The organism is Luteibacter mycovicinus (genome assembly GCF_000745235.1).
Taxonomy (GTDB): domain Bacteria; phylum Pseudomonadota; class Gammaproteobacteria; order Xanthomonadales; family Rhodanobacteraceae; genus Luteibacter; species Luteibacter mycovicinus.
In genome coordinates this window covers 3,581,555-3,604,595 of record NZ_JQNL01000001.1, presented here as the reverse complement: position 1 = coordinate 3,604,595, position 23,041 = coordinate 3,581,555, and the positions used below count along the sequence as shown (strand labels likewise).

Below are 23,041 nucleotides of genomic sequence, written 5' to 3'. Positions count from 1 at the left end.
TCGGTTCCGGTCAGCGGTTGTCGCGCTTGGCGCGCACGAGCTGGTCTTCATAGGCGCGGGCGAATTCGTCACCGAACAGGCGACGGAAACGTTCTTCGGGGTCGGTGGCCAGCTTCTGAAAATGCGCGCGGTAGCGTTCCCACGGGCCGCTGGCCGGCGCAAAACCAAACCGGGAGCGGCGCGTGTCCCCCTCTTCGAAACGCGCCGGGTCGAACTGCGCGATCAGATCGTCGAAGGCGGCCCTCACGCCCGCGAGCAAGGCCACCTGGTGTTCGCGGATGTCGTCCATGGCGTCGACGATCGCCGCCTCGCCGGAGAGAAAGGCCTCGTTGGGCGCGGCGAGCACACGTGCCAAGGCTTCGGTGCCGGTGGGGGCGAACTTCAGCGGGTTGTTCTCGCGTCGCTGAATCAGGGTCGCGGGGAGGCGGAACCCGTTCTTCAGTTCGGCGCGTGCGCGCAGAACGTCCATGACGCCGTCGAGGACGAGGGCGAAAAGGGGTTCGATGCCGGTGGTGGGGCTGGGTGGTGGCGGGGTTGGAGCGGGGACGGATGGAACGGGATCGGCGTTCGGGTCGCGCGCGGGGCGCGCTCCTACAGGGGGGGCTGGGGGTTCGGCGGGTGCTGCTGCCATGGGCGCTTCGGCCGTCGCGTCGTCGGGGGGCATCTGGAACAGGCTTCGGGTGCGGTCCCAGTGCTCGGGCAGCACGGGTGCCACGCGCGGTGGGTCCGCATCGACCGTGGGTGCATCGAAGCGGTCCGTCATCGGCGATGCATGGTTCCAGTGCCCGGAAGCCTCGACGGCGGCCGGCGCATGATCCACCACGGGCATCACGGTCTGGAACCACGCCATCGGGTCCAGCGGTGCCGCGGCGGTCCCGGGAATCAGCGACGACCCGCCGTGGGCATCACCGGTGATCAGCGATGGCGCCGTGCCCAGCGGCAACGGCGAGTCGTGATATGCCGGCGACGTGTGCGGCACACGAAGCGTCTGCAGGCTGCGGTCGTGCTCGCGTCGCGCCGTCGCCTGCTCGTCGACGGTTGACTCCAGCGCCACGAGAATCTCGAAGGTGTCCAGCTGGAGGCGGTCGCCGTCGCCGAGCGATACCGGCTCGCCACCGCGCAACGGCGCGCCGTTCAACAGCATGCCGTTGGTGCTGCGGTCCTCGATGAAATACAGCCCGTTGAGATGGCGGACGAAGGCGTGCTGACGGGAGACACCCTGCGCCTGCAAGACCCAGTCGCAATGTTCGGCGCGGCCGATGCTCAGATCGTGAGCCTCGGCACGTACGGAGGTGCGCTCGGCGATGTCGCCCGCGTGGTCGCCCAGGATGGAGAGCACGAGGCTCGGTCCGGTGGAACGGTTCATGCGAAATCCTCCGGTGGTAGCAGCTCCATCGCCGAGCCGACGAACGCGCGGCAATGGACATCGAAATCGGGAGACGACGAAGCCAGGGTCAGGAGCGCGGCCGCCGCGACCACGGCCATCAGGGGTACGGCGACAGGCGCCACGTCCCTGCCCTCTCCATCGAGCAGGAAGCCCTCCGACCAGCCCGCACTGGCCGCGATCAGCGCACCGGCCCCGACGTAGTGGCAGGCCGCCGCATAGGCCAGTGCGGCGCGGCGACGTGTCTCGCTGCGCTCATCGAGCCATGCCTGGGCCAGCGTCAGACCCTCGCGTGTGGCGTCATCGGGCGCGCTGTCGCGCACGCACTGGCACAGCCATGGCACGACGTAGCCGCGGGGCATGAGGCGCATCGCGAGGCGGAGCGCGGCGGGAACGTCGCCATGCGCAAGCAGCGTCCGGACCGCGGCGCGCTCGCTCATGTCGTCGCGCAGCAACGGCAGCAACGAGGAATCGAGACCCATCTCCCGCGCGGCGTTTCCGATCGTGAGGGACGGGCCGTTCATAGCAGCAGCGGCGGCATGCCTTTCAGCACGGCCGGTCCCAGCGTGGAAGAAAGCATCAGCGCGGCACCCGAGGTGACCGCGATCGCCGCGGTCGCATTGATCGTCACCGTGGCGCCGGCCGTCACCGAGACTGCCGCGCCGGACGTGAGAGACGTCGCGCCGCCGGACATCAGATTGATCGCCGCCATGGCGTTGACTCGCAGTGTGCTGCCGACGATCTGGATCTCGCCGGTCCGCTTCATCACGATGCGCGCCAGGCCGGTGACCAGTTCGATCTCTTCGCCCGCCTCGATACGCAGACGGCGACCGACCTTCAGCGTGTCGTCGCGACCGACTTCGTGCGAACGGTCGCGTTTGACTTCTTCGGTCTCGTCGCGATCGATCGTCGAAAAGTGGTCGTTCTCGGCCTCGTGCCGCAGGTCGCGCTGCGCGTGAAACAGCAGTTCCTCGGCGCCCTTGCGATCCTCGAAGCGAATCTCGTTGGCCTCCCCCGCCGCCCCGCGCAGACTCCGGCTGACCACGCCGCTGCGCGTCTTGTCCCCGGGCAGCGCGTAAGGCGGCATATGCTCCTGGTTGTACACGCTGCCCAGAAGCAACGGCCGGTCGGGGTCGCCTTCATGGAAGCCCACCACCACCTCCTGGCCGACACGCGGGATGAACTGCGCACCCCAGCGCTTGCCGGCCCAGCCCGACGCGACGCGGACCGGACACGACTGATCCGCCTTCGGCTTGGACGGCGCGTTCCAGAAGAAGGTGACCTGCACGCGCCCCTGGCTGTCGACCTCGATGTCCTCATCGGTCTGGCCATACACCACGGCGGTCTGTACGCCGGCAATGGAAGGGCGCGGCGTGACCTGCGCGGAACGAAACGGCTGGCGACTGCGGATCACGCGGAAATGGCAGGCGAACGGCGACTCGTCCTTGTCCGGTTCGACGCCGCCGCCCTGGTAATCGACCTCCACCAGACGCGTCGTGGCGCCGATCACGAGGTATTCCTGATTGGCCTGGGCCAGCGGAAAGTCCTTCAGGCGGAACAGCGCGCCCGTGGCCAGACCCACCGCATCCGTGAATCCCGACGAGGTCGCCTGCGGCACGCTGAGCGCATCGGCGCGCACCTGGGCGAATCGCTGGCCGTCGGCATTCTTCTGCGCGTAGCCCACGGAACCGTAGGGATAGTCGTAGATCTCCAGCCCCGAAACATTGTGAGTGTCGGCACTGTCGCTGACCTGCTCATTGGCCAGCAGCGAGAGTCGCGGTCGCTGGTAATCGTAGTCGTCCAGACGGACACGGGTGGGATTGACCGAACGGGCGGATGTCCAGTCGCTGATCGACGACTTCATCCGGTGGCCGCGCTCGGTAGGTGGTGCGTAAGGAATGGTTTCGAAGCCCGGCACCGTGGTGTGCGCACCGAGCGCATCGGCAAGCACCATGGTGTGCGCGCCGCTGGTGTGGGTGAAGAAATAATAGATGCCCTCCTGCTCCATCAGCCGGCTGATGAAGTCGAAGTAGCTCTCCCGGTACTGCACGCAGTACTCGCGGGCCGGGTAATTCGCACTGAGGCTCAGCCGCACGTCGCCATAGCCGAACTCCGAGAGCACGTCGCGGACGATCTGCGGTACCGTCTTGTTCTTGTAGATACGGCAGTCGGACGTGTTGCGCAGCAGCCACGGCCTGGGCACCAGGGTGAACGTATATACCGCGTAGCGCACGTTATCGATGTTGATGAAGGCACCCTGCGCCGCTTCCGATACGATGCCGTTGAAGTAGCGCACGTAGCCCTGGGGCGTCGTCACTGTGACCGTCATCGACGTCCCCAGAAGCGCGCGCAGGTCCACGCCGGGATCCTTGCTGATCGCTTCCAGCTCCCACGAAAACAGGCGGCCGAGCTCTTCCCCGGCCGTCATGTTGGCGAAGAGCAACGTCTTGCCCAGGCTGGACTTCAGCGTGATCGCGTGCGCCATGAATTCAGCCGCCTCCCTCGAAGAAGCCGAGGATCGGATTCAGCAAGTGGCGACGCACCGACGTTTCGGCCTCGCGCTGGCTCGGCTTGATCCATTCCATGATCAGGCCGTCGGTGCTGTGCAGGTGATAGCCGGATTCCTCGATGTAACTCGAGCTCCAGTTCTTCAGGCCGGCGATGTGCACGGCACCCGCGTCGTACTGTGCCTGGTTGATCGGTGCCTTGCCGTCGGGGAACATCTGCAGAAAGTGCATCTTGTTGCAGATGCCGCTGTTCAGCGCGAGGGCGGCGATCATCGGCGTGCCGAGCGCGTAGCCGCGGAACCAGCGATTGAAGGCGATGGGATGCGTATGCAGCTGCTCGGTATCGCGGCTTTCCCACTTCTGCTGCGCTTCGGCGAAGAACTTGCGCAGGCGGTGGATCTCGAACAAGCGCCATGCGGTCTTGATCAGGATCTCGATGATGGAGCTGACCAGGTTGACCAGGGTGGACGCGCCGACCGAGGCAATCTGCATGCCCAGCTGCGCGCCGCTCTTGAGGGTCGCGTAGAGGTCGCTGGCCACGGCCAGGTCGATCGCACGCTTGATGCCATCCACGATCGCGGTAGGCGTGCCCAGCAAGACCTGCGTTTTCTTACCCGTTGCCCAGACGCGATAACGCTCGAAGCTGGATTCGATGAGCTTGATCAGATTGGACGCCACCCCGAACGACCCGCCGATGGTGCCGGCGATCGCCTCCGACAGATAGCGCCCGGTGAGAAAGTCGCAAAGCTGCCGCAGGGCGGATCCCGCGTGCTCATCCCACACGCCAACGGTGAACTCCCACGCACGACGGAACTGCTCGTACAGAGCGTCGCTGGTCCGCTTGTCGTTGGGATTGAGCGACGGCTTGGGCGCGCCCAGCAGGCGGCGCGCGTCGACCGTGCGCATCTGCTCCATCTCCATGATGCCCACATCGCGACTGCCGCTTGGCAACGTCCTGCGCGTCGCGCTTCCTTTCCGGGCGTCGTCGAGGCGTTCGGCGGCGCTGTCGAATCCGGGACGGACCACACCCATGCCGGTCTTCACGTTGCCGATGACTTCCTTGGCACCGTCGCTACCGACGTCGTTACCGTAGTCCAGGCCTGCGCCGGCCATGTCCAGTACGCCGGTGGTGACGATCTTGAAATAGTCCCTGTCGCATTCGAGCCGACCGAACATGTACAGCAGGCCCAGACGCGTACTCACCAGGTCCGCCTGCATGAAGGACGGCACGTTGAGCGCGGCATCGGTATCGCCGTCCTTGTTGAGCGCCGCGTTGAGTGAAACGTACGGCAGGCTGGCGGGGTCGTTGCGCTTCGCCTTCATCCACGCGTCGCCGGCGCCCTGCGCTTCACACCAGTTCCTGAAACCGTTTTTCAGGTAACGCAGGTTGTTTCCGCTGGGCGTGCGGATATAGGCGTCGACCAGGATATCCAGCGCGACCTGTCGCGGACTGCGGGGACGCAGCGTCTTCGAGGTCTGCTGCAACCATTGCTGATACGTGAAGGGCAGCTTGGGAAGACTGGTGTAGAGATCCGGCATGTCGGGTTCCTTGGAGTCAAGCGTCCGTGGCGGAGGTGTGCGTCGCAATCGTGTCGCGCGGGATGGGTGTGAGGAACATGACCTCGCGGGTGCCACCTGTCTTAACGTTCCACACGGCGATCGTCGTCGCGTCGTCGAGCGAACGGGCGTCCCGGTCGAGCAGGAGCTGAGGCCAGAACGACGTCTGCCGCTGCGCCATGCCGGGCACCGCTTCGCTCCAGGGCACCACGCGCAGATGGCTCGTGTCGATGCGGTAGATCTGCCGCCCGCCGGCGTAACCGCCACAGGCGACGTCGGGGTCGGTCGAAACGGCCGGACCCGGAATCCGGCTCGCAATGATCAGCCGGACCAGATCGACCGGCGTATGCACGGCGGTGGGACTGTCACTCTCGAGAGTGATCCGGCGCTTCCTGACGTCCTCGGCGAATGCGCAGTCTTTCAGCTGCTTCACACCCGTATAGAGGCGTATGAAATCGCGCGCCGCTTCCAGTTCCAGCGGCACCCGTGCCTCGAAGCCACGCGGCAGGTCCGTCAACAGACGTGAGTCGCCGCGATAGACCACCCGTGGCGCGTCGCTCCCCCCTTCCGGAGCCACACTGGCTGGCGGCATGACGGGCGCGGGCCTACCGGTGGCACCAGGGCCACCGACCGGTGCGGGGGTGCCTGCACGCGGGGGCGGCGCAGCGGGTGTGACGGCCGCAGGCACAGCAGCCGGGGTGATCGCGGGGCGGATGGTCGCATTCGTTACGGATGCCGGACCGCCGACGGGCCGCGGCGCAAGCGCCGCCTTCTGGCAGTCGAGGCACCGGTGCCCGGTGCTCGCTGGACCCTGACAGAACCCGCGACCCGAAAGACAGGCTGTCATGCGGCCTCCGTCGTCGCCAACGATGCGTCGGCGGCTGCGTCGGCCGTGACCGCGTCGAATCTATAGACAAAACCGTCGTGCCCGGCGTCCACGACGACACGGCCCACAGGTTCGCCACCGATCGTGCGCATCAGCAGCTCGCGGCTGATTTCAGGCAGCATCGTGTTGGTCAGGATGGCGTCGATCATGCGGCCACCGCTCTCGCTTTCCGTGCAGCGACTGACGACCAGCGCGGTCGCCGCTTCCGTGCACTCGAAAGGCACGCGATAACGTTCCTCGACGCGGCGTTTGATCCGCGCCACCTGCAACCGCACGATTTCCCCAAGCATGCGCCGACTCAGCGGGTAGTACGGCACGGCGACGAGGCGCCCCAGTAACGCGGGCGGGAACACATCGAGCAGCGGCGCGCGCAGGGCCGTGGCCATCGCCTCGACCTCCGGCACGCGTGAGGTGTCCGCGCAAAGGCGCTCGATCGTCTCCGTACCGGCATTGGTCGTAAGAAGAATCAGCGTATTGCGGAAGTCGATGCGGCGGCCTTCGCCGTCTTCCATCACGCCTTTATCGAACACCTGGAAGAACAGCTCGTGCACGTCCGGATGCGCCTTCTCGACTTCGTCGAGCAACACCACCGAATAGGGCCGGCGCCTTACCGCTTCCGTGAGCACGCCGCCTTCGCCGTAACCGACGTAGCCGGGAGGCGCGCCCTTGAGCGTGGAGACCGTGTGTGCCTCCTGAAACTCGCTCATGTTGATGGTGATCAGGTTGTGCTCGCCGCCGTAAAGGGTTTCGGCCAGCGCCAGCGCGGTTTCGGTCTTGCCGACACCGGAGGTTCCCGCCAGGAGGAACACGCCGATCGGTTTACCGGGATTGTCCAGGCCCGCACGCGAGGTCTGCACGCGCCGGGCGATCATCTCCATGGCATGGTCCTGACCGATGACGCGCTGTCCCATCAGCGACGCGAGGTTCATCACCGTCTCGAGTTCGCTGCGGACCATGCGACCCACGGGGATGCCGGTCCAGTCGGCGACGACCGCCGCGACGGCCTGCTGATCGACCGCCGGCAGGATCATGGGGTTCTCGCCTTGCCGTTCCGCCAGCGTCGCCTGCAGGGCGCGCAACTCGGCGAGGACCGCGTCACGTCCGTCGTCATCGACAACGATCGCTGCGGCTTCTTCCCGCGCCGCCCGTTCCAGCGGCGTACCGGTGCCTTCCACGGGTTCGCCCGTCCCACGCAGCCGGGCGCGCAGTGCCAGGATTTCCTCGACCAGCCGGCGTTCCTCGTGCCACGCCGCCTCGAGTCCCGTCTGCCGGGACGTCTCGGTCGACAGCGCGGCATCGACGGCCGCCTGCCGCTCCGTCACATCGATGCCCACCGCTTGCTCACGTCGGACGATCTCGCGCTCCACTTCCAGCGCCTCGATACGACGGCGGCTATCGGCCACCCGCGCAGGAACCGCATGGTGACTCACGGCGACGCGGGCGCAGGCCGTATCGAGCAGACTCACCGCCTTGTCGGGCAGCTGGCGTGCGGGAATGTAACGGTGGGACAACCGGACCGCCGCCTCGATCGCCTCGTCCAGCACCTGCACACCGTGGTGCGTCTCCATCACGCCCGCCACGGTGCGCAGCATCAGCACCGCTTTCGCTTCATCCGGCTCACCGACTTGCACCGTCTGGAAGCGCCGGGTCAGTGCGGGATCCTTCTCGATGTGTTTCTTGTATTCCGCCCAGGTCGTGGCACCGATCGTGCGCAAGCTGCCACGCGCGAGCGCTGGCTTGAGCAGGTTGGCGGCATCGCCGGTACCCGCGGCGCCACCGGCACCGACCAGCGTATGCGCTTCGTCGATGAACAGGATCACCGGGGTCGCGGAAGCCTGCACCTCGTCGATGACCTGTCGCAGTCGGCTTTCGAACTCGCCTTTCATGCTTGCACCGGCCTGCAGCAGGCCGACGTCGAGCACGCGCAGTTCCACCTCGCGCAATGACGGTGGCACGTCGCCCGCGACGATGCGCTGTGCGAAGCCTTCGACGACGGCCGTCTTGCCGACGCCAGCCTCGCCCACCAGCATCGGATTGTTCTGCCGGCGGCGCATGAGGATATCGACAACCTGGCGAATCTCGTCGTCACGACCGACGACCGGATCGATCCTGCCCTCGCGGGCCTGTGCCGTGAGATCGACGGTATAGCGCTTCAGCGCGTCGCGCTTCCCCATCGCCGCCGGCGCGGGTGTGTCGCCTGAATCGGCGGCACCGTCGCCCATGCGAAACCCATCGGTCGCGCCGAGACGCTCTTCCGGCGAGCCGGCGATCATCGCGGGAAGGTCCTCGACCAGTCCCTCCACGCGGATCTTGGCGAACTCTTTAGAGATATCCATCAGCACGTGCCGCAGGCGCCGCGTACGCACGATGCCCGCCATGAGGTAGCCGGTGCGCACCTGTGATTCGCCGAAGCTGAGCGTCGCGTAGACCCAGCCGCGTTCCACCGCTTCCTCGATGTCCGCCGACAGGTCGCTGACGGACGACGCGCCACCCGGCAGCCGGTCCAGCGCTTCGGTGACATCACGCGCGAGACGCGACGGATCGATGCCGGCATGACGAATGAGACGATGAAGATCCGAATCCCCCAGTCCCAGGATCTGCTGCAGCCAGTGGACCAGCTCGACGTCGCGATGGCCGCGCAACCGGCAGGCCACGGTCGCGCTTTCAATGGTCTTGTACGCCACGCTGTTGAGCTTTCCGAACAGGGCGGTACGACGAATGTCGGTCACGATGGTTTCCTCGATCGATTCGGCAGAGTCATGGGTTGCACGACGAGGTCCCCGGCATCGCCGGGGCCGGCGAAGCGACCCATCCACGACGACATGCCGAGACGACCCGCGCGCCCCATGTGAGTGAGCGGTACTTCTTCACGGCGCAGGACCAGTTGCGCATCCCAGTCGACGGCGTCGCCCGCGTAGAAGCGCAGCGCGGCGATCAGCTCGTCCAGTGCGTCGCCGCCCGGGAGGAAACGGCGGTAATCGGCGAAACGCATCGGCCCCAGGCGCAGGCGAATCCGGTGCTGCGCGTCACGCACCCGCTCGCCCAGCACGGCCGTGGTGCCCATCCCGGCCATCGCGACGCCCATGCGCAGGCGACCCTCGTCCGGCAGCGTGAGCCACGCCACGGCGAACTCCTCCACGTGGACCGGCACCTCGAAGAACGCGCCGAGAAAGGCCGTAAGCCCTTCGGCATTGCGGGCCTGGCTGAGCACGCGGCCGGCCATATAGCGCTTGAAGCGATCCGGCAGAGCATCGCGTCCGGCCAGCGCCGGGCTGTCGATGCCCACCAGCGCGCCGAGGAAATGCGCAAAGGCGTCCTCATCGGGACGATCCATCTGCACGGTCGGTTGCGAGTCCGCCCAGGCCCGGTAGAACAAGCTCAGCATGCGGTGATGGAAGACGTCGGCGAAGGCGGTAAACGTACCGTCGCGTGCCACACGCTCGCGTTCCAGCGTGTACTCAGTCAGATGCAATGGCAGCGCGCCGTTGGGGCCCCACAGCCCCAGCATCAGGCTGTGAATACGCGGCGGGCGTCCGGCCGCGATTTCCACGCGGTCGATCGAACGGGGTGCGAAGTCGAGCGACGGGGTGTGCGCCAGACGCACCGGATCGTCCGCCGGTCGCACGGAGCGACCCAGCCGCGGGCGGTCGGCGTGCACACACTCCACGCGGCGCAGCGCTTCGAACCAGTCGAACGACGACGGGTCCCCGCGCAACGCTTCGAAGAGCGTCAGAGGATCGGGCGCGTGCCGGAGCGAGCCGTCCACCGGGCCACCTCGTTGCGTTCGTGGGTGTGCAGCACGGTCTCGGTGAACGAGTTCAGCGAGACGTACCGGGCGAAGAAGTGCTGCATGACCGACCCGAACAGGTAGGTACCCGTTCCCTCGAAGGCGCGGTCCTCGCAGGTGAGCGTGATCTGGAGTCCGCGGCCATACGTCACCGGACCGGGAATCGGCAGGCGACGCACGATCGGTGCCGAGCGTACGTCGCGCACGCCTTCGATCAAACGTCGTGAGGCGGCGTCGTACTCGTCGCTGTAGAGCGACAGCATCTCGCGAAGGGCGGCGGCGCCGTCACTGTGCTCCAGCAACGACAGATAGTTGAGCTGCAGATGACTGATGACCTTCCAGGCCGCCTGCCCTTCGGCCATCGCCGCACGCGGACGCGTCGGGCCCGCGACACAACGGATCGACCGGACCGGCGCATCCGTATCGAGCAGAAAATCGGTCGCGCCCTTCCCCACCGGCATGTGCAGCGGCAGGTCGCGGTTACTGCACAGCAGCCGCATGCCCAGCTGACGCAGGCTGCTCGCGTACGGCGCCTCGCGCCCGTCCACCAGCGAAAGGAACACTTCGCCGCCGACGTAGCTCGAACGCGGCCCGTCGCGGCGTTGCCGCTGCGAGGAAACGCGTGGTTCGCGCCTCAGCGTGTAGAACGCGGACGCCGGCTGGTGCCACGTGCGCGCGTTGCCGCCGTAAAACGGGAAAAACGTCTGCTCGGGATCCTGGCTGTCACCGAAGCCCTGTACATCCTCGACATCCACCACCTCGAAATCCATGGGGCGCGTTCGGTCGGCCAGCACGTGGTACTCCGCCGCCCCCTCACGCAGATGGATGCGATCCGAGCGGCGCGGGAAAAGGTTGATGGCCGGCGTGCAGTGCAGGCGCACATAGGAAGCGTCCACCGCGTTGTCCAGTCTTGCGACCGCGCGATCCAGCCAGACGACGATGTCGAAGGTATGGCCCGTGGAGCGAGGCAGTGCCCGGCGAAGCCCCGTGAACGCCGCAAACTGAAAGCGCTGCGGACAGGCGAAATATTCCTGCAGCAAGCGGTAACCGCTGAACGAACGGTCGCTCAGCGGCAGCAGGGCTTCGCCGTCGCTGAAGCCGCGCGCTTCGATCTGCGACGGCTCGAGATGCCGGATGTGCTCGCCGGCCACGACGGAAAAACCGATGCCGTTACCCAGTACCTGCTCGTGAAGCAGACTCGCCAGATCGCCGGACCCCGCGAAGAACACGGGCAGTTCGTCGCATGACAAGGCATCCAGAGTCACCCCCGGGCTCAATGAGAAGCGCAGGCGCAGGGCCGCGCGGGGCTGTTTGCCCGCCGGAACGGCGAGGCCCGCCGCGGCGATCGCCGCGGGCGTCGAGAAGTAACGGGCGTCACTCAGCGAAAGCGGCAGCAGCGTGACCGGATGAGCCGTGCGGTATTCGCAGGCGGTGCGCTCGCCAAAGCCGATCTGGCTGCGCAGCGCGGTGCCACGTGGCACCCGATGCCCTTCGCCCGGCACGCTCTCGGTATGGTCCGGCGTCATCTCGACCACCGCCATCGAGGGCACCGGTGCCAGGTATTGCGGGTACAGCATGCGCAGCAAGTGCTGGGTAAACACCGGGTGCTGCGCGTCGAGTTTCATCTGCACGCGCGCGGAGAGAAACGCGAAGCCTTCGAGCAGACGTTCCACATAAGGATCCGCACACTCCATCCCCTCCATGCCAAGGCGGCCGGCGATCTTGGGATAGGCGCTGGCAAACTCCGCACCCGTCTCGCGGACGTGCTGGAGTTCCTGGCTGTAGTAGCGGAGAAGTCGGGGGTCCATGATCTCAGCCGAGGCCGTCGAAAACACTGAAACGCGCGGTTTCCAGATCGACCTCGGTCTTCAGGTAAAGGTTGAGGGGCAACGGTTGCGCCCACATCGTCGACTCGATGCTGAAGGACAGCGTCAGGCGGTCCATCCGCGCGGTGTCGGCATGCACATCGACATGCAGCGTGGCCGGATCGAGCCGGGGCTCGAACGTGGCGATCGCGGCGCGGATGCGCTGGCGAAGTACCTCGATATCCATGCCCGCGATGGCCGCCCCGGTGAGATCCGGGATGCCGTAGTCGAGAACGGAAGCCTCGACGTACGGCAGCCCGGCCAGTTCCTCGGACGACCAGTGCCGCGTGCAGTTGAACAACCAGGCCAGGTCGCGCACCACGTACTCGCGCAGGCGTGCCGCGGTCATGACACGCTTTTCCCGGCTCTCCTGCGCGACGTGTGGCTCGTCGTCGCGCAGGCGATCCAGCAACGACGGCTGGAGACGCTCCTGGTTGGTCAGCTCGGCCATGCGGCGATCAGGCCTGACCCTTCACCTGCTGCATGTCGTACGTGAAGTCCTTGGTACCGCCCGTCGCCTTGCCCTTGTCGTCCTGCGGCTGGAACGAGTACTTGAACTTGCCGAAGTGCAGCGTGACGTTCTCGGTCAGACGCTCGTCGCCGCCGCTACCGCCGGTGGATACCGAGGTGATCATCACGCCCTCGGTGAGTTCGATGGTGACGAAGTCGGTCTGCTCACCCGTGGCGTTGGTGACGTACAGCGTGGCGCTGTCGACGCGCGCACCGGTGCACACCGCGTTGAGCAGCGCGTTGGAGCACGAGTCGACGTACTTGGTGATCACGATGTCCTGCACGTTGGCCTTACCGCCGGACGCGTAGCCCGCACCGGTGTGCAGGTTGCCGGCGTTGCTGGCGCCCCACGACCAGGCGATGATCGGCACCTGATCCTTATGCTTGGCGTGGTTGGACGCGCCCTCGATCTTGACCTGACCGGGGCCGAACTTGATGTGCATGTCGAATGCCATGAACGCTTTTCCTTGTGTGTCGCGTGAAGAGGGAGAGACTCAGGGTCAGCCGGTCTTGCCGGACGGCAGGCGTGCCACCAGACGCAGGGAGACGGTGAGGCCTTCCAGCTGGTAGTGCGGCTTGAGGTAGAACTTGGAGGTGTAGTAACCGGGGTTACCTTCCACTTCCTCGACTACTACCTGTGCCGCGGCGAGCGGCTTGCGCGCCTTGGTCTCTTCGTTGGAGTTGATCGGGTCGCCATCGACGTAGTTGAGGACCCAGCGGGTTAGCCAGTCCTGCATCTGCTCACGCGTGCTGAACGAACCGATCTTGTCCCGCACGATGCACTTCAGGTAATGCGCGAAGCGCGAGCAGGCGAACATGTACGGCAGGCGTGCGCTGAGCGCCGCGTTGGCCGTGGCATCCGGATCGTCGTACTCCTCCGGACGCGCCAGCGACTGCGCACCGATGAAGGCGGCCATGTCGGAGTTCTTGCGGTGCACGACAGGCATGAGGCCCATCTTGTCCAGCTCCGCCGAGCGACGATCGGTGATCGCGATCTCGGTCGGGCACTTCATGTCCACGCCGCCGTCGTCCGTCGGGAAGACGTGCGCCGGGAGGTTGTCCACCGTACCGCCCGATTCCACACCACGAATACGCGTGCACCAGCCGTACTGCTTGAACGAGCGGTTGATGTTCACACCCATCGCGTACGCGGCGTTCTGCCAGGTGTACTTCGACGAGTCGGCGCCGCTGGTGTCTTCTTCGAAATCGAACTCTTCCACCGGGTCCGTCTTGGCGCCGTAAGGCAGACGCGACAGCGTGCGCGGCATGGTCAGCGCGACGTATTTCGCATCCTCACCGTCACGCAGCGAGCGCCAGGCGGCGTAGTCGGGCGTCGAGTAGATCTTGGCCAGATCGCGCGGGTTGGCGAGTTCGCCCCAGCTGTCCATACCGAGCAGGCCCGGCGCGGCGGCGGCGATGAACGGGGCATGCGACGCGGCAGCCACCTGGGCCATGCCGCGCAGCAATTCGACGTCCTGCGGACCGTGGTCGAAGTAGTAATCGCCGATGAGGCAGCCATACGGCTCACCGCCCAGCTGGCCGTATTCCTCTTCGTACACCTTCTTGAAGATCGGGCTCTGGTCCCACGCCGTGCCCTTGTACCGCTTGAGCGTACGACCGAGGTCGTTCTTGGAGAGGTTCATCACACGGATCTTCAGCTGCGGATCCGTCTCGGTGTTGGTCACCAGGTGATGCAGGCCGCGCCAGGCCCCTTCCAGTTTCTGGAAGTCCGGGTGGTGAAGAATATGGTTGATCTGCTCGCTCAGCTTGCGGTCGATCTCGGCGATGTACGCGTTGATCGTCTGCGTGACATCGTCGGACACGATATCCGCACGATCGAGCACCTGCTCGGCCAGCGTACGCACTGCGGACTCCACCTCGGTACGAGCGCGTTCGCTCTTCGGGCGGAATTCCTTGGTAAGCAGTGCGGAGAAGTCGCTGCCTTCAGTCGTATCGACGAGGGCCTCGGCGGCCTGGGTCTGCGTGGTCGCCATCGGTCAGTCCTCCTTGGCGTCGTTAGTGGCCGGACGGTTCGCGGCAAGGGCCGCGAGCAACGCCGGATCCTGGATCGCCTGGGCGATCAGCCGCTCGGCACCGAGCTTGCCGTCGAGGTAGGTGCCCAGGTTGGCCAGCTGCATCCGCGCCTCGAGCAGCTTCGCGAGCGGTTCGACGTTGCGCGCGATGGCGGCCGGCGAGAAGTCGTCGAGATGGCTGAAGCGCATCTCGATGGCCAGGTTGCCTTCGCCGGTCAGCGTGTTGGGCACATCGAAGGAAACGGTCGGACGCGTCGACTCGAGACGGTCATTGAAGTTGTCGACGTCGATCTCCAGCGCCTTGCGCTCTTCCACCGGAGGCAGGTCGCCCGCGCTGGCACCCGACAGGTCGGTCATCACCCCCATGACGAAGGGAATGCTCACCTTCTTCTGGGCGCCATAAAGCTCGACGTCGTATTCGATCTGCACGCGCGGGGCGCGATTGCGCGCGATGAACTTCTGGCTGCTCGATTTGGCCATCGTGGTTTCCTACGGCTTCAATAGACGCAATGAATGAACATGACGGCTGTATTTCATGCCATCAATCGAAGGGTCATTGTCGGCCAGCCCCGGATTTCGCTGAAATCGTTGCTCGTTATGGGTGGCATAAGCACAGGTGATGGCCCCGGGAGGAACTTTTTGCACGGCTCACGGGGCGTTGAGCCGCAAGTCCCTGCGCTTTTTCGGTGGATCGCCGGGTCGCGATTGCCGCGTCACATCCGGCCCGGCATCATGCCCGCCATGGCTTCCGTCTCGATCCTTCCCGAATCCGCGCCCACCTACGTCCCCTCGGGCGGCATGGTGGTCAACTGCGTCGCTTACCGCACCGATGGCCGCCGTATCGGTGACATCAGCATCGAAGCCATCAGCGATGTCCTCAAGGAACCGGACACCTTCGTCTGGGTCGGACTGCACGAACCCGATGAAACCCTGCTGCTGAAGTTGCAGGAGGAATTCAACCTGCACGACCTCGCCATCGAGGACGCGCAGCTGGCCCACCAGCGCACCAAGATCGAGACGTACGGCGACTCGCTCTTTATCGTCGCGCAGACCGCGCAGCTGGTCGGCGGCAACATCGCCTTCGGCGAAACGCAGATCTTCGTCGGGCAGAGGTACTTCGTGACGGTGCGGCATGGGGCGTCGCTGTCGTATGCACCGGCACGCCGCACGTGCGAGCAGTCGCCCGAGCTGCTGCGCATGGGCCCGAGCTACGCGCTGTATTCGGTGCTCGACTTCATCGTCGACAACTTCCTGCCGATCGTGCGCGACTTCCGGGAAGAGCTGCACGAGCTGGAAAACGATATCTTCGCCGAGACGTACAACCGGCAGACCATCAAGCGCCTGTACGACATGCAGCGCGAACTGATGACGCTGAGGCTGGCGGTCGTACCGTTGCAGGACATCGTCGCGCAGCTGGTACGCCTGCATCCGCACCTGATCCACGACGACCTGCGGGCGTACTTCCGCGATATCTACGATCACGTGTTCCGCGTAAACGAGTCGATTTCGGCGATGCGGGAAATGCTCGGGGCCGCCATCAGCGTCAACCTGGCGCTGGTGACCTTCGGTCAGAACGAGGTGATGAAAAAGCTCGCCGGCTGGGCGGCCATGCTCGCCGCGCCGACGCTGATCACCAGCTGGTACGGCATGAACTTCACGCACATGCCGGAGCTCGATAAGCCCTGGGCGTACCCCGCCATCACCTGTCTGGTCGCGTGCATCGTCGGCGGCATCTTCATCGCGCTGAAACGGAACAAGTGGTTCTGACCACACGCTTCACCCCCTTTCACCGACAGACCGTCCAGGGCATATCCGATCCAATGTCGCCCGTCCCAATGAAGGGACGCCCCCGACACGGATGCCATGCACCTCAATTCCAAACTCCTGGCCCTCGCCCTGCTCCCTTTGCCGGCCGTGGCCGCCGACCTTCCCCCGGTCGATTTCCTCAAGGCCTATCTCGCGGAGCGCCACACGCCCGCTGAGGCCTACGATGCCGGCTTCAACGACGCGTACTGGAAAGAGCGCCTGCTCCGCCCGAGCCACCTGCCCTCACACGCTTATACCGAGCCGGCCGCCTTCGACGCCGCCCAGGTCGATCCCGCCTTCGCCGCCGCCGCGGCACGGCTCGATCGCCCGGGCCGACCTTTGTACTGGCAGCAGGCGTGGGAGATTCTGCAATGGGACCTGGGCTTCACGAAGGCGCACCCCGAGCACGTGGGCCTGCCCCACGCCTTCCCCGGCTACGGGTCCGAACATTCGGCCCTGAGCGCGATCAAGGCGGGCGTCGAGTCGGACATTTTCAACCAGTCGCTCACGATCTTCGGCAGCGCACACAGCACCTTTGCCGCCAAGTACGCCGTGGCGGCGCAGATTCTGCGCGAACGCATCGCCGGGACACCGGTCGACCAGCGGGAGGTCCGCAACGTCGAGCCCGACGTGCTCGAACGCTTCATGGCCACCCCGGCTGGCGGCTCACTCGATGCCTATGACGCGCAGTATCTACGCGACGTCCTCGAGAGCGAAGTGAACCGACACACCGTCGCCCGGCCATCGTTTCGCGGCCTGCGCGAGATCGGTACGCCGTTCCGCATCGCGCGCGTCGCCGCCGCGTATCGTGACAATCAGTCGTATGTCGCGCCGCCCTGCACGGAGACCTTCCGCTATCGCGAAGGCGTCGCGAGCCTCGACCCCACGCAGGGCCCGGTGTGCTTCGTCGACGCGAGCGACCGCGCGGTCTACGCCTGGTACAACGAGGAATTTCGCCGGCAGGCCGGCCTGGTCCGCGAACGCCAGCCGGAGAAGTCGCCGCTGGCGAACGTGCTCGCCCTCCTCGTCCCGTTCGGTATCGTGCTGGACGTCCTTGCCGCCGCGGAATTCGTCGAGACCCTGGCCGCGGAAGATCTCGCCGCCTCCGGTGAGATCGAAGAGGAGGAAGCCCTCGCGCTCCAGGAGCGCTCGTCCGGACTTCTCTGCCGCCGCTTCTGAATCTTCCATCATGGATGACTTACTTATGACATCGTTTCGCTTATTTCGCGCGGCTGCCGCCGTCGCCTTGCTTCTTACCTCGTCCATCACTGTCGCGGGAACGGTGAAGTACATCGAAGTGACATCCCCCGAGGCGATGCTCGCCGCGAAGGAAAATCTGGTCAGCACGTTCAAGTACCACCTTCGCGGTGCGCAGCGCTATGCGGCGGCACACGGGCCGGCGACCACCACGGAGCGCGCCTACACCGGGTTCCGCATGGAATGGGCCAAGGCCACCGCGGCGCAGGTGAAGTACAGGTGGATCGACAGCACGGGGCGCCCACGCACGACGCTTTATCACGGTCTGTCCGGGCGCGTGGCCGCGGCGGCCCTGCCGCGCGAGACGGGCGTACCGGTACCGAGCTTCGATATGCCGGACTGGGCCCAGTACTACTCCGATGTGAATCCGAACGTGTATGCGCGCATTCCCGACGGCGAGCACTCCATTCTCGAGGAGTCGATGGCGGGTGACTCGACCGCCCGTCTAGGGCGTGGGTATGACGCGGAGATGCGCGCGTTGCGCACGATCGAGCGCGATATTCTGGCGGGGAACATCCCACGGGGCGGGGTTATCGCGGCCTGGGTGTCACAGCCGCCATGTCAGGCTTGCCGGAAGGCGTTTCAGATTTTCTCGGATGCTTATCACGTGAATATCCATGTGATTCATCTGCCGGCGTATGAGCCGGGAGCGACCGGGGATGTGCGGTTGTTTCAGATGACGAAGAACCGGATGTTGCGGGACTTTCATCTGCGGGTGGAGAACGAGCGGGCGGGGAAGATTGCGGATAATTTTTGTCCGCGGATGTGACCTGCGGTTCTAACGGGCCGCCACACCCCGGTGCGGCGGCCCTGAAGCATCTCAGTCCGGATTTAGATCGCCTCCGCGCCGAAACCGTCCTCTTTGAATATCAGGGACGTCAGCGAGTCGGAGCGCTATTCGGAACCTGCGCTTGCTGTATGTCATGCTGCTGGCTTTGAGCCCGCGATGGTTGTTGCTGTTGCTCAAAAGATCGCATGGCTTCAGGCCATTGAAGTGATGCCTGCAGGATCGTCGTGTTCATCGCCTCTATTACAGGAACGCTCGTGCATTTATCGAAAAGCGCGTCTCGCGCTCCAGGCATGCGTTCGACGCCCCACAGCCGACTGCAATCGTCACTCAGCGCTATCTTGTCGACGCGAGCCAGGCCAGCGTCTCGTGCACGGACAATCAGCGACGCGGCCAGGTTGTCGCTTCGCTGATCCGGCTCACGGCCGTAACCTCGATCCAGATCGTGGACCAATGCACGGGTGCGCAGGAAGCTCGCATTATCCGGGTGTGCAGAGTCATCCAGGCGGCACACAGGACTCCGGGTATTGGCCTGCGACACGGCCTCGATCGCGTTGTTGCGAGCTTGCTCCTGATCCTTCAGAAGCAGCTGAGTCAGCGCACCAGCGTTCCCGCTGGCAGGAAGACCAACCGTCCGTTGAAAGCTCTGCACTGCCTCACGCGTCGATGGGCCATAGCTACCGTCGGCGACGACAGCCGCACCATCGTTTCGGTGGTAGCCAAGGTCGCGCAGCCTGGTCTGCAGTTCTGTAACACCTGGACCGGATGCCCCCTGTGCCAGCGGAGCGGACGCATGCCAGTACGCGTTCATTTCAGCAGAGCTCGCTGGCATCCCGCTTATGGCGAAGTGCGCAAGCGCTAAGCGCTCCGTAGCAATTCGCGTTTCCAGACCCGGAAGGTTTTGCGCTGAACCACGAAAATCGGTGGCGACATGTCGAAGCTTCGATTCTTGTACCGCATCCACAATGTCCTGATCGGACAGTTTCGACGCGTCGTAACTTTCTCCAAAGCGCTCCTTCAGTCCGCGTTGAATTTTGCTCGCCGTCAGGCCGCGGTACTGAACCGCCGTACTCCAGACCATGTCTTGCACGGCGGCCCCGCGGGCGTTCACATCAATACCTATGGAAAGGAGATCTCCCATTCGCGGGTCATAGTGTGTGCGCCTGATGAAATCGTGCTGATCGCCGCCGAAACCGGGTTCGTCTGCCGCCACTCGTCCCCATGCAACGCCAAATTCGGGTGTTCCGGGCGTCAAACCCTTGAACCGATCTGCGTAACGCGATTGCGCCACATACTCTGCTGCCGTACCTGCCTTACTAGATAATTGGTACGTTCCATATGAAACTCCCCCGTGATCGCCGGCGCCACTTGACACGGTACCGGGTCCGGCACTTCCAGATTCGAAGATGGAGGAGGTATGGCCAAGCTGCCATGCTTTTTGGTCCGTCATTGCTATCTCCTTGTTGAATCGGCTCTGCTACTTCAAACGATTGATTAGCTCGTTAGCCCGTTTCGCCGTCTCCACGACCTCACATGTCGCCGAGACTATCAGGTCACCTTGCCCGGGCTCCTCGCCGCTGGAACATTGAATCTTCTTCCCTGCAAGCCATTCTCGCTCTTCATCCCTGAGCTTCAGCCGCTGCTGCTCGTTGAGTGACGCGCGTAGCTTCTTGTACGCATCATTCAGCCGCCCATCCTGAAAGGCAAATTCGTTCGAACTGCATTCCAAAAGTAACGGAGTGGCAGCCATGCTGGCGTCGATACACTGTTGATACGACGGGCGAAGCCGGAGCTCCGCATTCCGAGCAACGAGAGTGGGGTCGGGAGGCAGGGTCATCTGCGAACGAGCGCTATCCGACATAAACAGCATACCGAGCGCGACAGACGTCCAAACCCTGGTGCCCTGGTGCATATCCTGATTTCCTGGCGAATAGCGATAAGTAGACTAGCGCCCACACCGCGGGTTCGTGCCCGCTCTGTAAGTGTGTCGCACGGGCACGTCAATCTCAAGCGGAGCGACAGCTCCGTAAGATGGACCGAAGATGTCCGCCCACTGCCCTCCTCGCTCAGCGCACGTCCGGATATGTGCTTGCGTAGTGCACGAATCACCATGTGGATCGGCGCACCAATGGCTTACAGACCGAGTGACACACACTAGCAGTCCATGGCGCAGGCTGTTTCAAATCAGGGCGACAGCAGGCCGGTGATGCAGCGCTGGTATTCGTGCGCTCGGAGCGTCCGCATCGCTACACGCCGCACAGGATGACACAGAAAATACTCAGCGAACGTCAGGTGTGCAGGTCATTCAGCCGCAATTGCGATACCGACAGACCGTGCGGTGACCGATGGATTGCCGCTAACGGGGAGACGCCGCACTGAGACAAGCTCGAAGACGCGGTGATAAATCCTTTCAGCAGCCCGGTGGAGATGGGCCTGCTTGATCGGGCCGACGTGGCTTCAAAAGTCGCATTCCTCAGCGACTACTCGCCGTGGATGCCGTCGGGCGTACCGACCGAGAAGCTCGCCCAGCAGATTTCCGCAGGGGTGACGGCCTGCCCTGCGCGGATTGCCGATGGCGCCAACCCGGCTTGAGCGATTCACGCGGGGCGAAACAACCGCGATCGACGAACGGAAAAGCTCGGCATGCGGCTCTTCGCCGGCAAGAGCCAATGTTGCACGTGCCATAAACTGTCGGACGCACGCCTGACAGACGATCTGTTCCAATCGATCGGGCGTCAGCATGGACGATATCGCGCTCACCCTTCCCGCTCTCACCCAGGGGGTGCTTGATCATAGTCTCTCAGGGAATGCACTGGGCGATCGCGTTGCGACGCATGCAAACGAGGCGGAACTTGGGCATTTCGCGGTAAGCCATAAAGTGGCTCACCTGAAATCCTTTGCCATGCCGTCTCTTCGCGAGGTTCGCCTAACGACACCGCACATGCACGACGTAAGCGTCAGAACACTGGATGATGCCGTGGACCGGGAGGTCTATTCGCGCGCTCAATACGGGGTACCGAATCGAACTGACTGCGCGGGAGCGTGGGGATTTGAAGGCGTTTCTTCAGACGCTTTGAGGCGAGGAAAGTAATCCAAGTAACCAATGACCTCCGACGGTGCGACGGCCTTTCACCACCAGTCATCCCCAGCTCGACGCTCGCCCGTGATACATCAGATCCTGTCCCGCTCCCAGCACATCCGGACGTGTGCCTGAGCGGTGCACTGGATCCCCATGTGCATCAGCGCTCCGACGGCTTCCAGACCAAGCGCCATGCGCTGGCAGTCCACGGCATCGGCCTCGTGGATCAGGTCCGATAGCAAGCCGGTAAGGCCCCGTGCGTACTGTAGCCACTCGGTGGCCTCGTTCATGAGGTCATGCGCCGTCGCCTCCGGGTCGGCGTGATAGATGAGGCCGCTCCCGCTCCTGTGCGTGTTCGATTCCGACATCGCGATCTCCTTGATGGTCGCCGCTTTCCTTCAGGTGCGGCACGCCGTGCACAACACGACGTGCCGCGGATCAGACGGATTCGCGGATTCACCGGCTGCCCGAGACCGGGCACCGGATGGCGTGATTGACGAAGTGTGTCGCGGCGGCTGACGTTCCGAGCATCCACATGACTACGCGCCGGGTAGGACGGCAGAGAAAATACTCAGAAAACGGCTGGCGCCGCGGTTATTCAACCGTGTCTGCGAGATCGGCAGACGGTCCGGTTACCGGTGGGGTTGCCGCCAGCGGGATTCGGCGGGCGAGCGTTTACCGTATGATCGTGGGTAGCCACAGATCGACTCCTTCGAAGTTATTTGTGGTCAGCGGGCCTTGGGTGTTGGCGCACCCTTGGCTCGCGCTTTTCACCGCTTGGAGCGATGGTTGCCTGCGAGGCTGGGATAGCGACGACGCAGGCAACGGGGAGACCGTAGCAAAACAACTTGCGGTTGTCTGTAGGGCGACCGGCCACCGCTGCATCCCACGAGATCCAATCACGGACAAGGGTAATCTCCCACAAAGAGACCGCCGATGCGCAAAAGCAAATTCACCAGGAGAATGTTACGTCGATCAGCATCTCAATGATGGCTTCCCAGCATCGGGAGCAATACGACAAAACAGCAAAGCATCACCACATACTCCGCGGATCTTCATCAGGCAACGGAATATGCAGCACCGATACCGGCCAGCCCATCTTCCGAATGAAGATCGGGATATCCCTCTTGGCGGCTTCGGCGCCCAGGATCGCAAGCAGTTCTTCAATGCCTTCGTGCTCACTGGTAAGGTTCAACCGCGCGCACCGATCCCTGTTCTCGATATAAATCCCGTAATAGCGGATCACCCATCCCCTGGCGCTCACATCCCGGACCCGGACGCTAGTGATCTCCTCCCATCGCACAAAGCCAGTACGAATCCCGAGGCACGACCGCGCCACACCGTCGGCTGTCAGCACGAGGTCCCGGGTCATAAGCGTCGGCAAAATGCCGAAGGCCGCCACAGAACCGACGGCGATCGACAAGGTGCCAAGGATATGAATCCAGTCGTCAGCCGGCCGGATCTGCGATACAGCCACCGCGAGCGCCCCGACGAGCAGCACTATCCCGCATGCCTGGAAGACACGCTTATCCGGCGTCGAAAAAATACGCTCATTGCCCCGGCCCCTCATACACCACCTCCTC

At 64.5% G+C, this 23,041-nt stretch carries 20 protein-coding genes; 4 read left to right on the top strand and 16 right to left on the bottom strand.

What is annotated here, in order from left to right; translation table 11 throughout:
- Window positions 1-10 precede the first annotated feature (10 nt).
- The 12 genes from tagH to tssB all read right to left on the bottom strand — a co-directional run bounded on the left by tagH (window position 11) and on the right by tssB (window position 15,009).
- The gene (gene tagH, locus FA85_RS15880; protein WP_036115033.1) at window positions 11-1,366 is read right to left on the bottom strand and encodes a type VI secretion system-associated FHA domain protein TagH; all 1,356 of its coding nucleotides are present in this window, start codon (window positions 1,364-1,366) and stop codon (window positions 11-13) included.
- Window positions 1,363-1,908 (bottom strand): DUF6931 family protein, encoded by a 546-nt coding sequence (locus tag FA85_RS15875; protein ID WP_036115036.1) that lies wholly within the window; start codon window positions 1,906-1,908, stop codon window positions 1,363-1,365. Before FA85_RS15875 ends, tagH begins: the two co-directional genes overlap by 4 nt.
- Window positions 1,905-3,869: a type VI secretion system Vgr family protein gene (locus FA85_RS15870; protein WP_036115038.1), complete on the bottom strand. Its 1,965-nt coding sequence runs from the start codon at window positions 3,867-3,869 to the stop codon at window positions 1,905-1,907. Before FA85_RS15870 ends, FA85_RS15875 begins: the two co-directional genes overlap by 4 nt.
- Before the next feature lie 4 nt (window positions 3,870-3,873).
- Complete coding sequence (locus FA85_RS22450; protein ID WP_239739848.1) at window positions 3,874-5,430, bottom strand: hypothetical protein; 1,557 nt, start codon at window positions 5,428-5,430, stop codon at window positions 3,874-3,876.
- A 16-nt stretch (window positions 5,431-5,446) separates the two neighbouring features.
- Window positions 5,447-6,040, bottom strand: a complete 594-nt coding sequence (locus tag FA85_RS15860) for a hypothetical protein (protein WP_156108785.1) — start codon at window positions 6,038-6,040, stop codon at window positions 5,447-5,449.
- A 251-nt stretch (window positions 6,041-6,291) separates the two neighbouring features.
- The gene (tssH, locus tag FA85_RS15855) at window positions 6,292-9,063 is read right to left on the bottom strand and encodes a type VI secretion system ATPase TssH (RefSeq protein WP_036115044.1); all 2,772 of its coding nucleotides are present in this window, start codon (window positions 9,061-9,063) and stop codon (window positions 6,292-6,294) included.
- Complete coding sequence (gene tssG / locus FA85_RS15850) at window positions 9,060-10,100, bottom strand: type VI secretion system baseplate subunit TssG (RefSeq protein ID WP_036115047.1); 1,041 nt, start codon at window positions 10,098-10,100, stop codon at window positions 9,060-9,062. Before tssG ends, tssH begins: the two co-directional genes overlap by 4 nt.
- On the bottom strand, window positions 10,064-11,929 hold the full coding sequence (tssF, locus tag FA85_RS15845) for a type VI secretion system baseplate subunit TssF (protein ID WP_036118153.1): 1,866 nt from the start codon (window positions 11,927-11,929) through the stop codon (window positions 10,064-10,066). The genes tssG and tssF overlap by 37 nt, the downstream gene beginning before the upstream one ends.
- A 4-nt stretch (window positions 11,930-11,933) precedes the next feature.
- Window positions 11,934-12,437 carry a type VI secretion system baseplate subunit TssE gene (gene tssE / locus FA85_RS15840; protein ID WP_036115049.1) on the bottom strand — a complete coding sequence of 168 codons (504 nt, stop codon included), beginning with the start codon at window positions 12,435-12,437 and terminating at the stop codon, window positions 11,934-11,936.
- A gap of 7 nt (window positions 12,438-12,444) precedes the next feature.
- Window positions 12,445-12,951: an Hcp family type VI secretion system effector gene (locus FA85_RS15835; protein ID WP_036115052.1), complete on the bottom strand. Its 507-nt coding sequence runs from the start codon at window positions 12,949-12,951 to the stop codon at window positions 12,445-12,447.
- A 45-nt stretch (window positions 12,952-12,996) separates the two neighbouring features.
- Window positions 12,997-14,490 (bottom strand): type VI secretion system contractile sheath large subunit, encoded by a 1,494-nt coding sequence (gene tssC / locus FA85_RS15830; protein WP_036115055.1) that lies wholly within the window; start codon window positions 14,488-14,490, stop codon window positions 12,997-12,999.
- Between the two features lie 3 nt (window positions 14,491-14,493).
- Entirely contained in the window at window positions 14,494-15,009 is a 516-nt protein-coding gene (tssB, locus tag FA85_RS15825; RefSeq protein ID WP_036115058.1) for a type VI secretion system contractile sheath small subunit, read from the bottom strand.
- Between the two features lie 261 nt (window positions 15,010-15,270).
- Here tssB and FA85_RS15820 point away from each other — a divergent pair, with 261 nt between their 5' ends.
- From FA85_RS15820 to FA85_RS15810, 3 genes are all read left to right on the top strand, one after another.
- Window positions 15,271-16,296, top strand: a complete 1,026-nt coding sequence (locus tag FA85_RS15820) for a magnesium and cobalt transport protein CorA (protein ID WP_036115060.1) — start codon at window positions 15,271-15,273, stop codon at window positions 16,294-16,296.
- A 96-nt stretch (window positions 16,297-16,392) separates the two neighbouring features.
- Complete coding sequence (locus tag FA85_RS15815) at window positions 16,393-17,514, top strand: hypothetical protein (protein WP_036115063.1); 1,122 nt, start codon at window positions 16,393-16,395, stop codon at window positions 17,512-17,514.
- A gap of 25 nt (window positions 17,515-17,539) precedes the next feature.
- Window positions 17,540-18,361 (top strand): hypothetical protein, encoded by an 822-nt coding sequence (locus FA85_RS15810; protein WP_036115067.1) that lies wholly within the window; start codon window positions 17,540-17,542, stop codon window positions 18,359-18,361.
- A 109-nt stretch (window positions 18,362-18,470) separates the two neighbouring features.
- Here FA85_RS15810 and FA85_RS21065 read toward each other — a convergent pair whose 3' ends face one another.
- The gene (locus FA85_RS21065; RefSeq protein ID WP_081907556.1) at window positions 18,471-19,829 is read right to left on the bottom strand and encodes a peptidoglycan-binding domain-containing protein; all 1,359 of its coding nucleotides are present in this window, start codon (window positions 19,827-19,829) and stop codon (window positions 18,471-18,473) included.
- Window positions 19,830-19,856: 27 nt separating this feature from the next.
- Window positions 19,857-20,291, bottom strand: a complete 435-nt coding sequence (locus FA85_RS15800) for a lysozyme inhibitor LprI family protein (RefSeq protein ID WP_051943885.1) — start codon at window positions 20,289-20,291, stop codon at window positions 19,857-19,859.
- Window positions 20,292-20,830: 539 nt separating this feature from the next.
- Here FA85_RS15800 and FA85_RS15795 point away from each other — a divergent pair.
- Window positions 20,831-20,971 carry a hypothetical protein gene (locus FA85_RS15795; RefSeq protein WP_156108786.1) on the top strand — a complete coding sequence of 47 codons (141 nt, stop codon included), beginning with the start codon at window positions 20,831-20,833 and terminating at the stop codon, window positions 20,969-20,971.
- 579 nt (window positions 20,972-21,550) lie between these two features.
- Here the strand turns inward: FA85_RS15795 and FA85_RS15790 are convergent.
- Both FA85_RS15790 and FA85_RS15785 read right to left on the bottom strand, forming a co-directional pair.
- A complete protein-coding gene (locus FA85_RS15790) occupies window positions 21,551-21,826 on the bottom strand; it encodes a hypothetical protein (protein WP_036115072.1) in 276 nt (91 codons plus the stop codon).
- Between the two features lie 665 nt (window positions 21,827-22,491).
- Window positions 22,492-23,028: a hypothetical protein gene (locus tag FA85_RS15785; protein ID WP_036115076.1), complete on the bottom strand. Its 537-nt coding sequence runs from the start codon at window positions 23,026-23,028 to the stop codon at window positions 22,492-22,494.
- Window positions 23,029-23,041 lie beyond the last annotated feature (13 nt).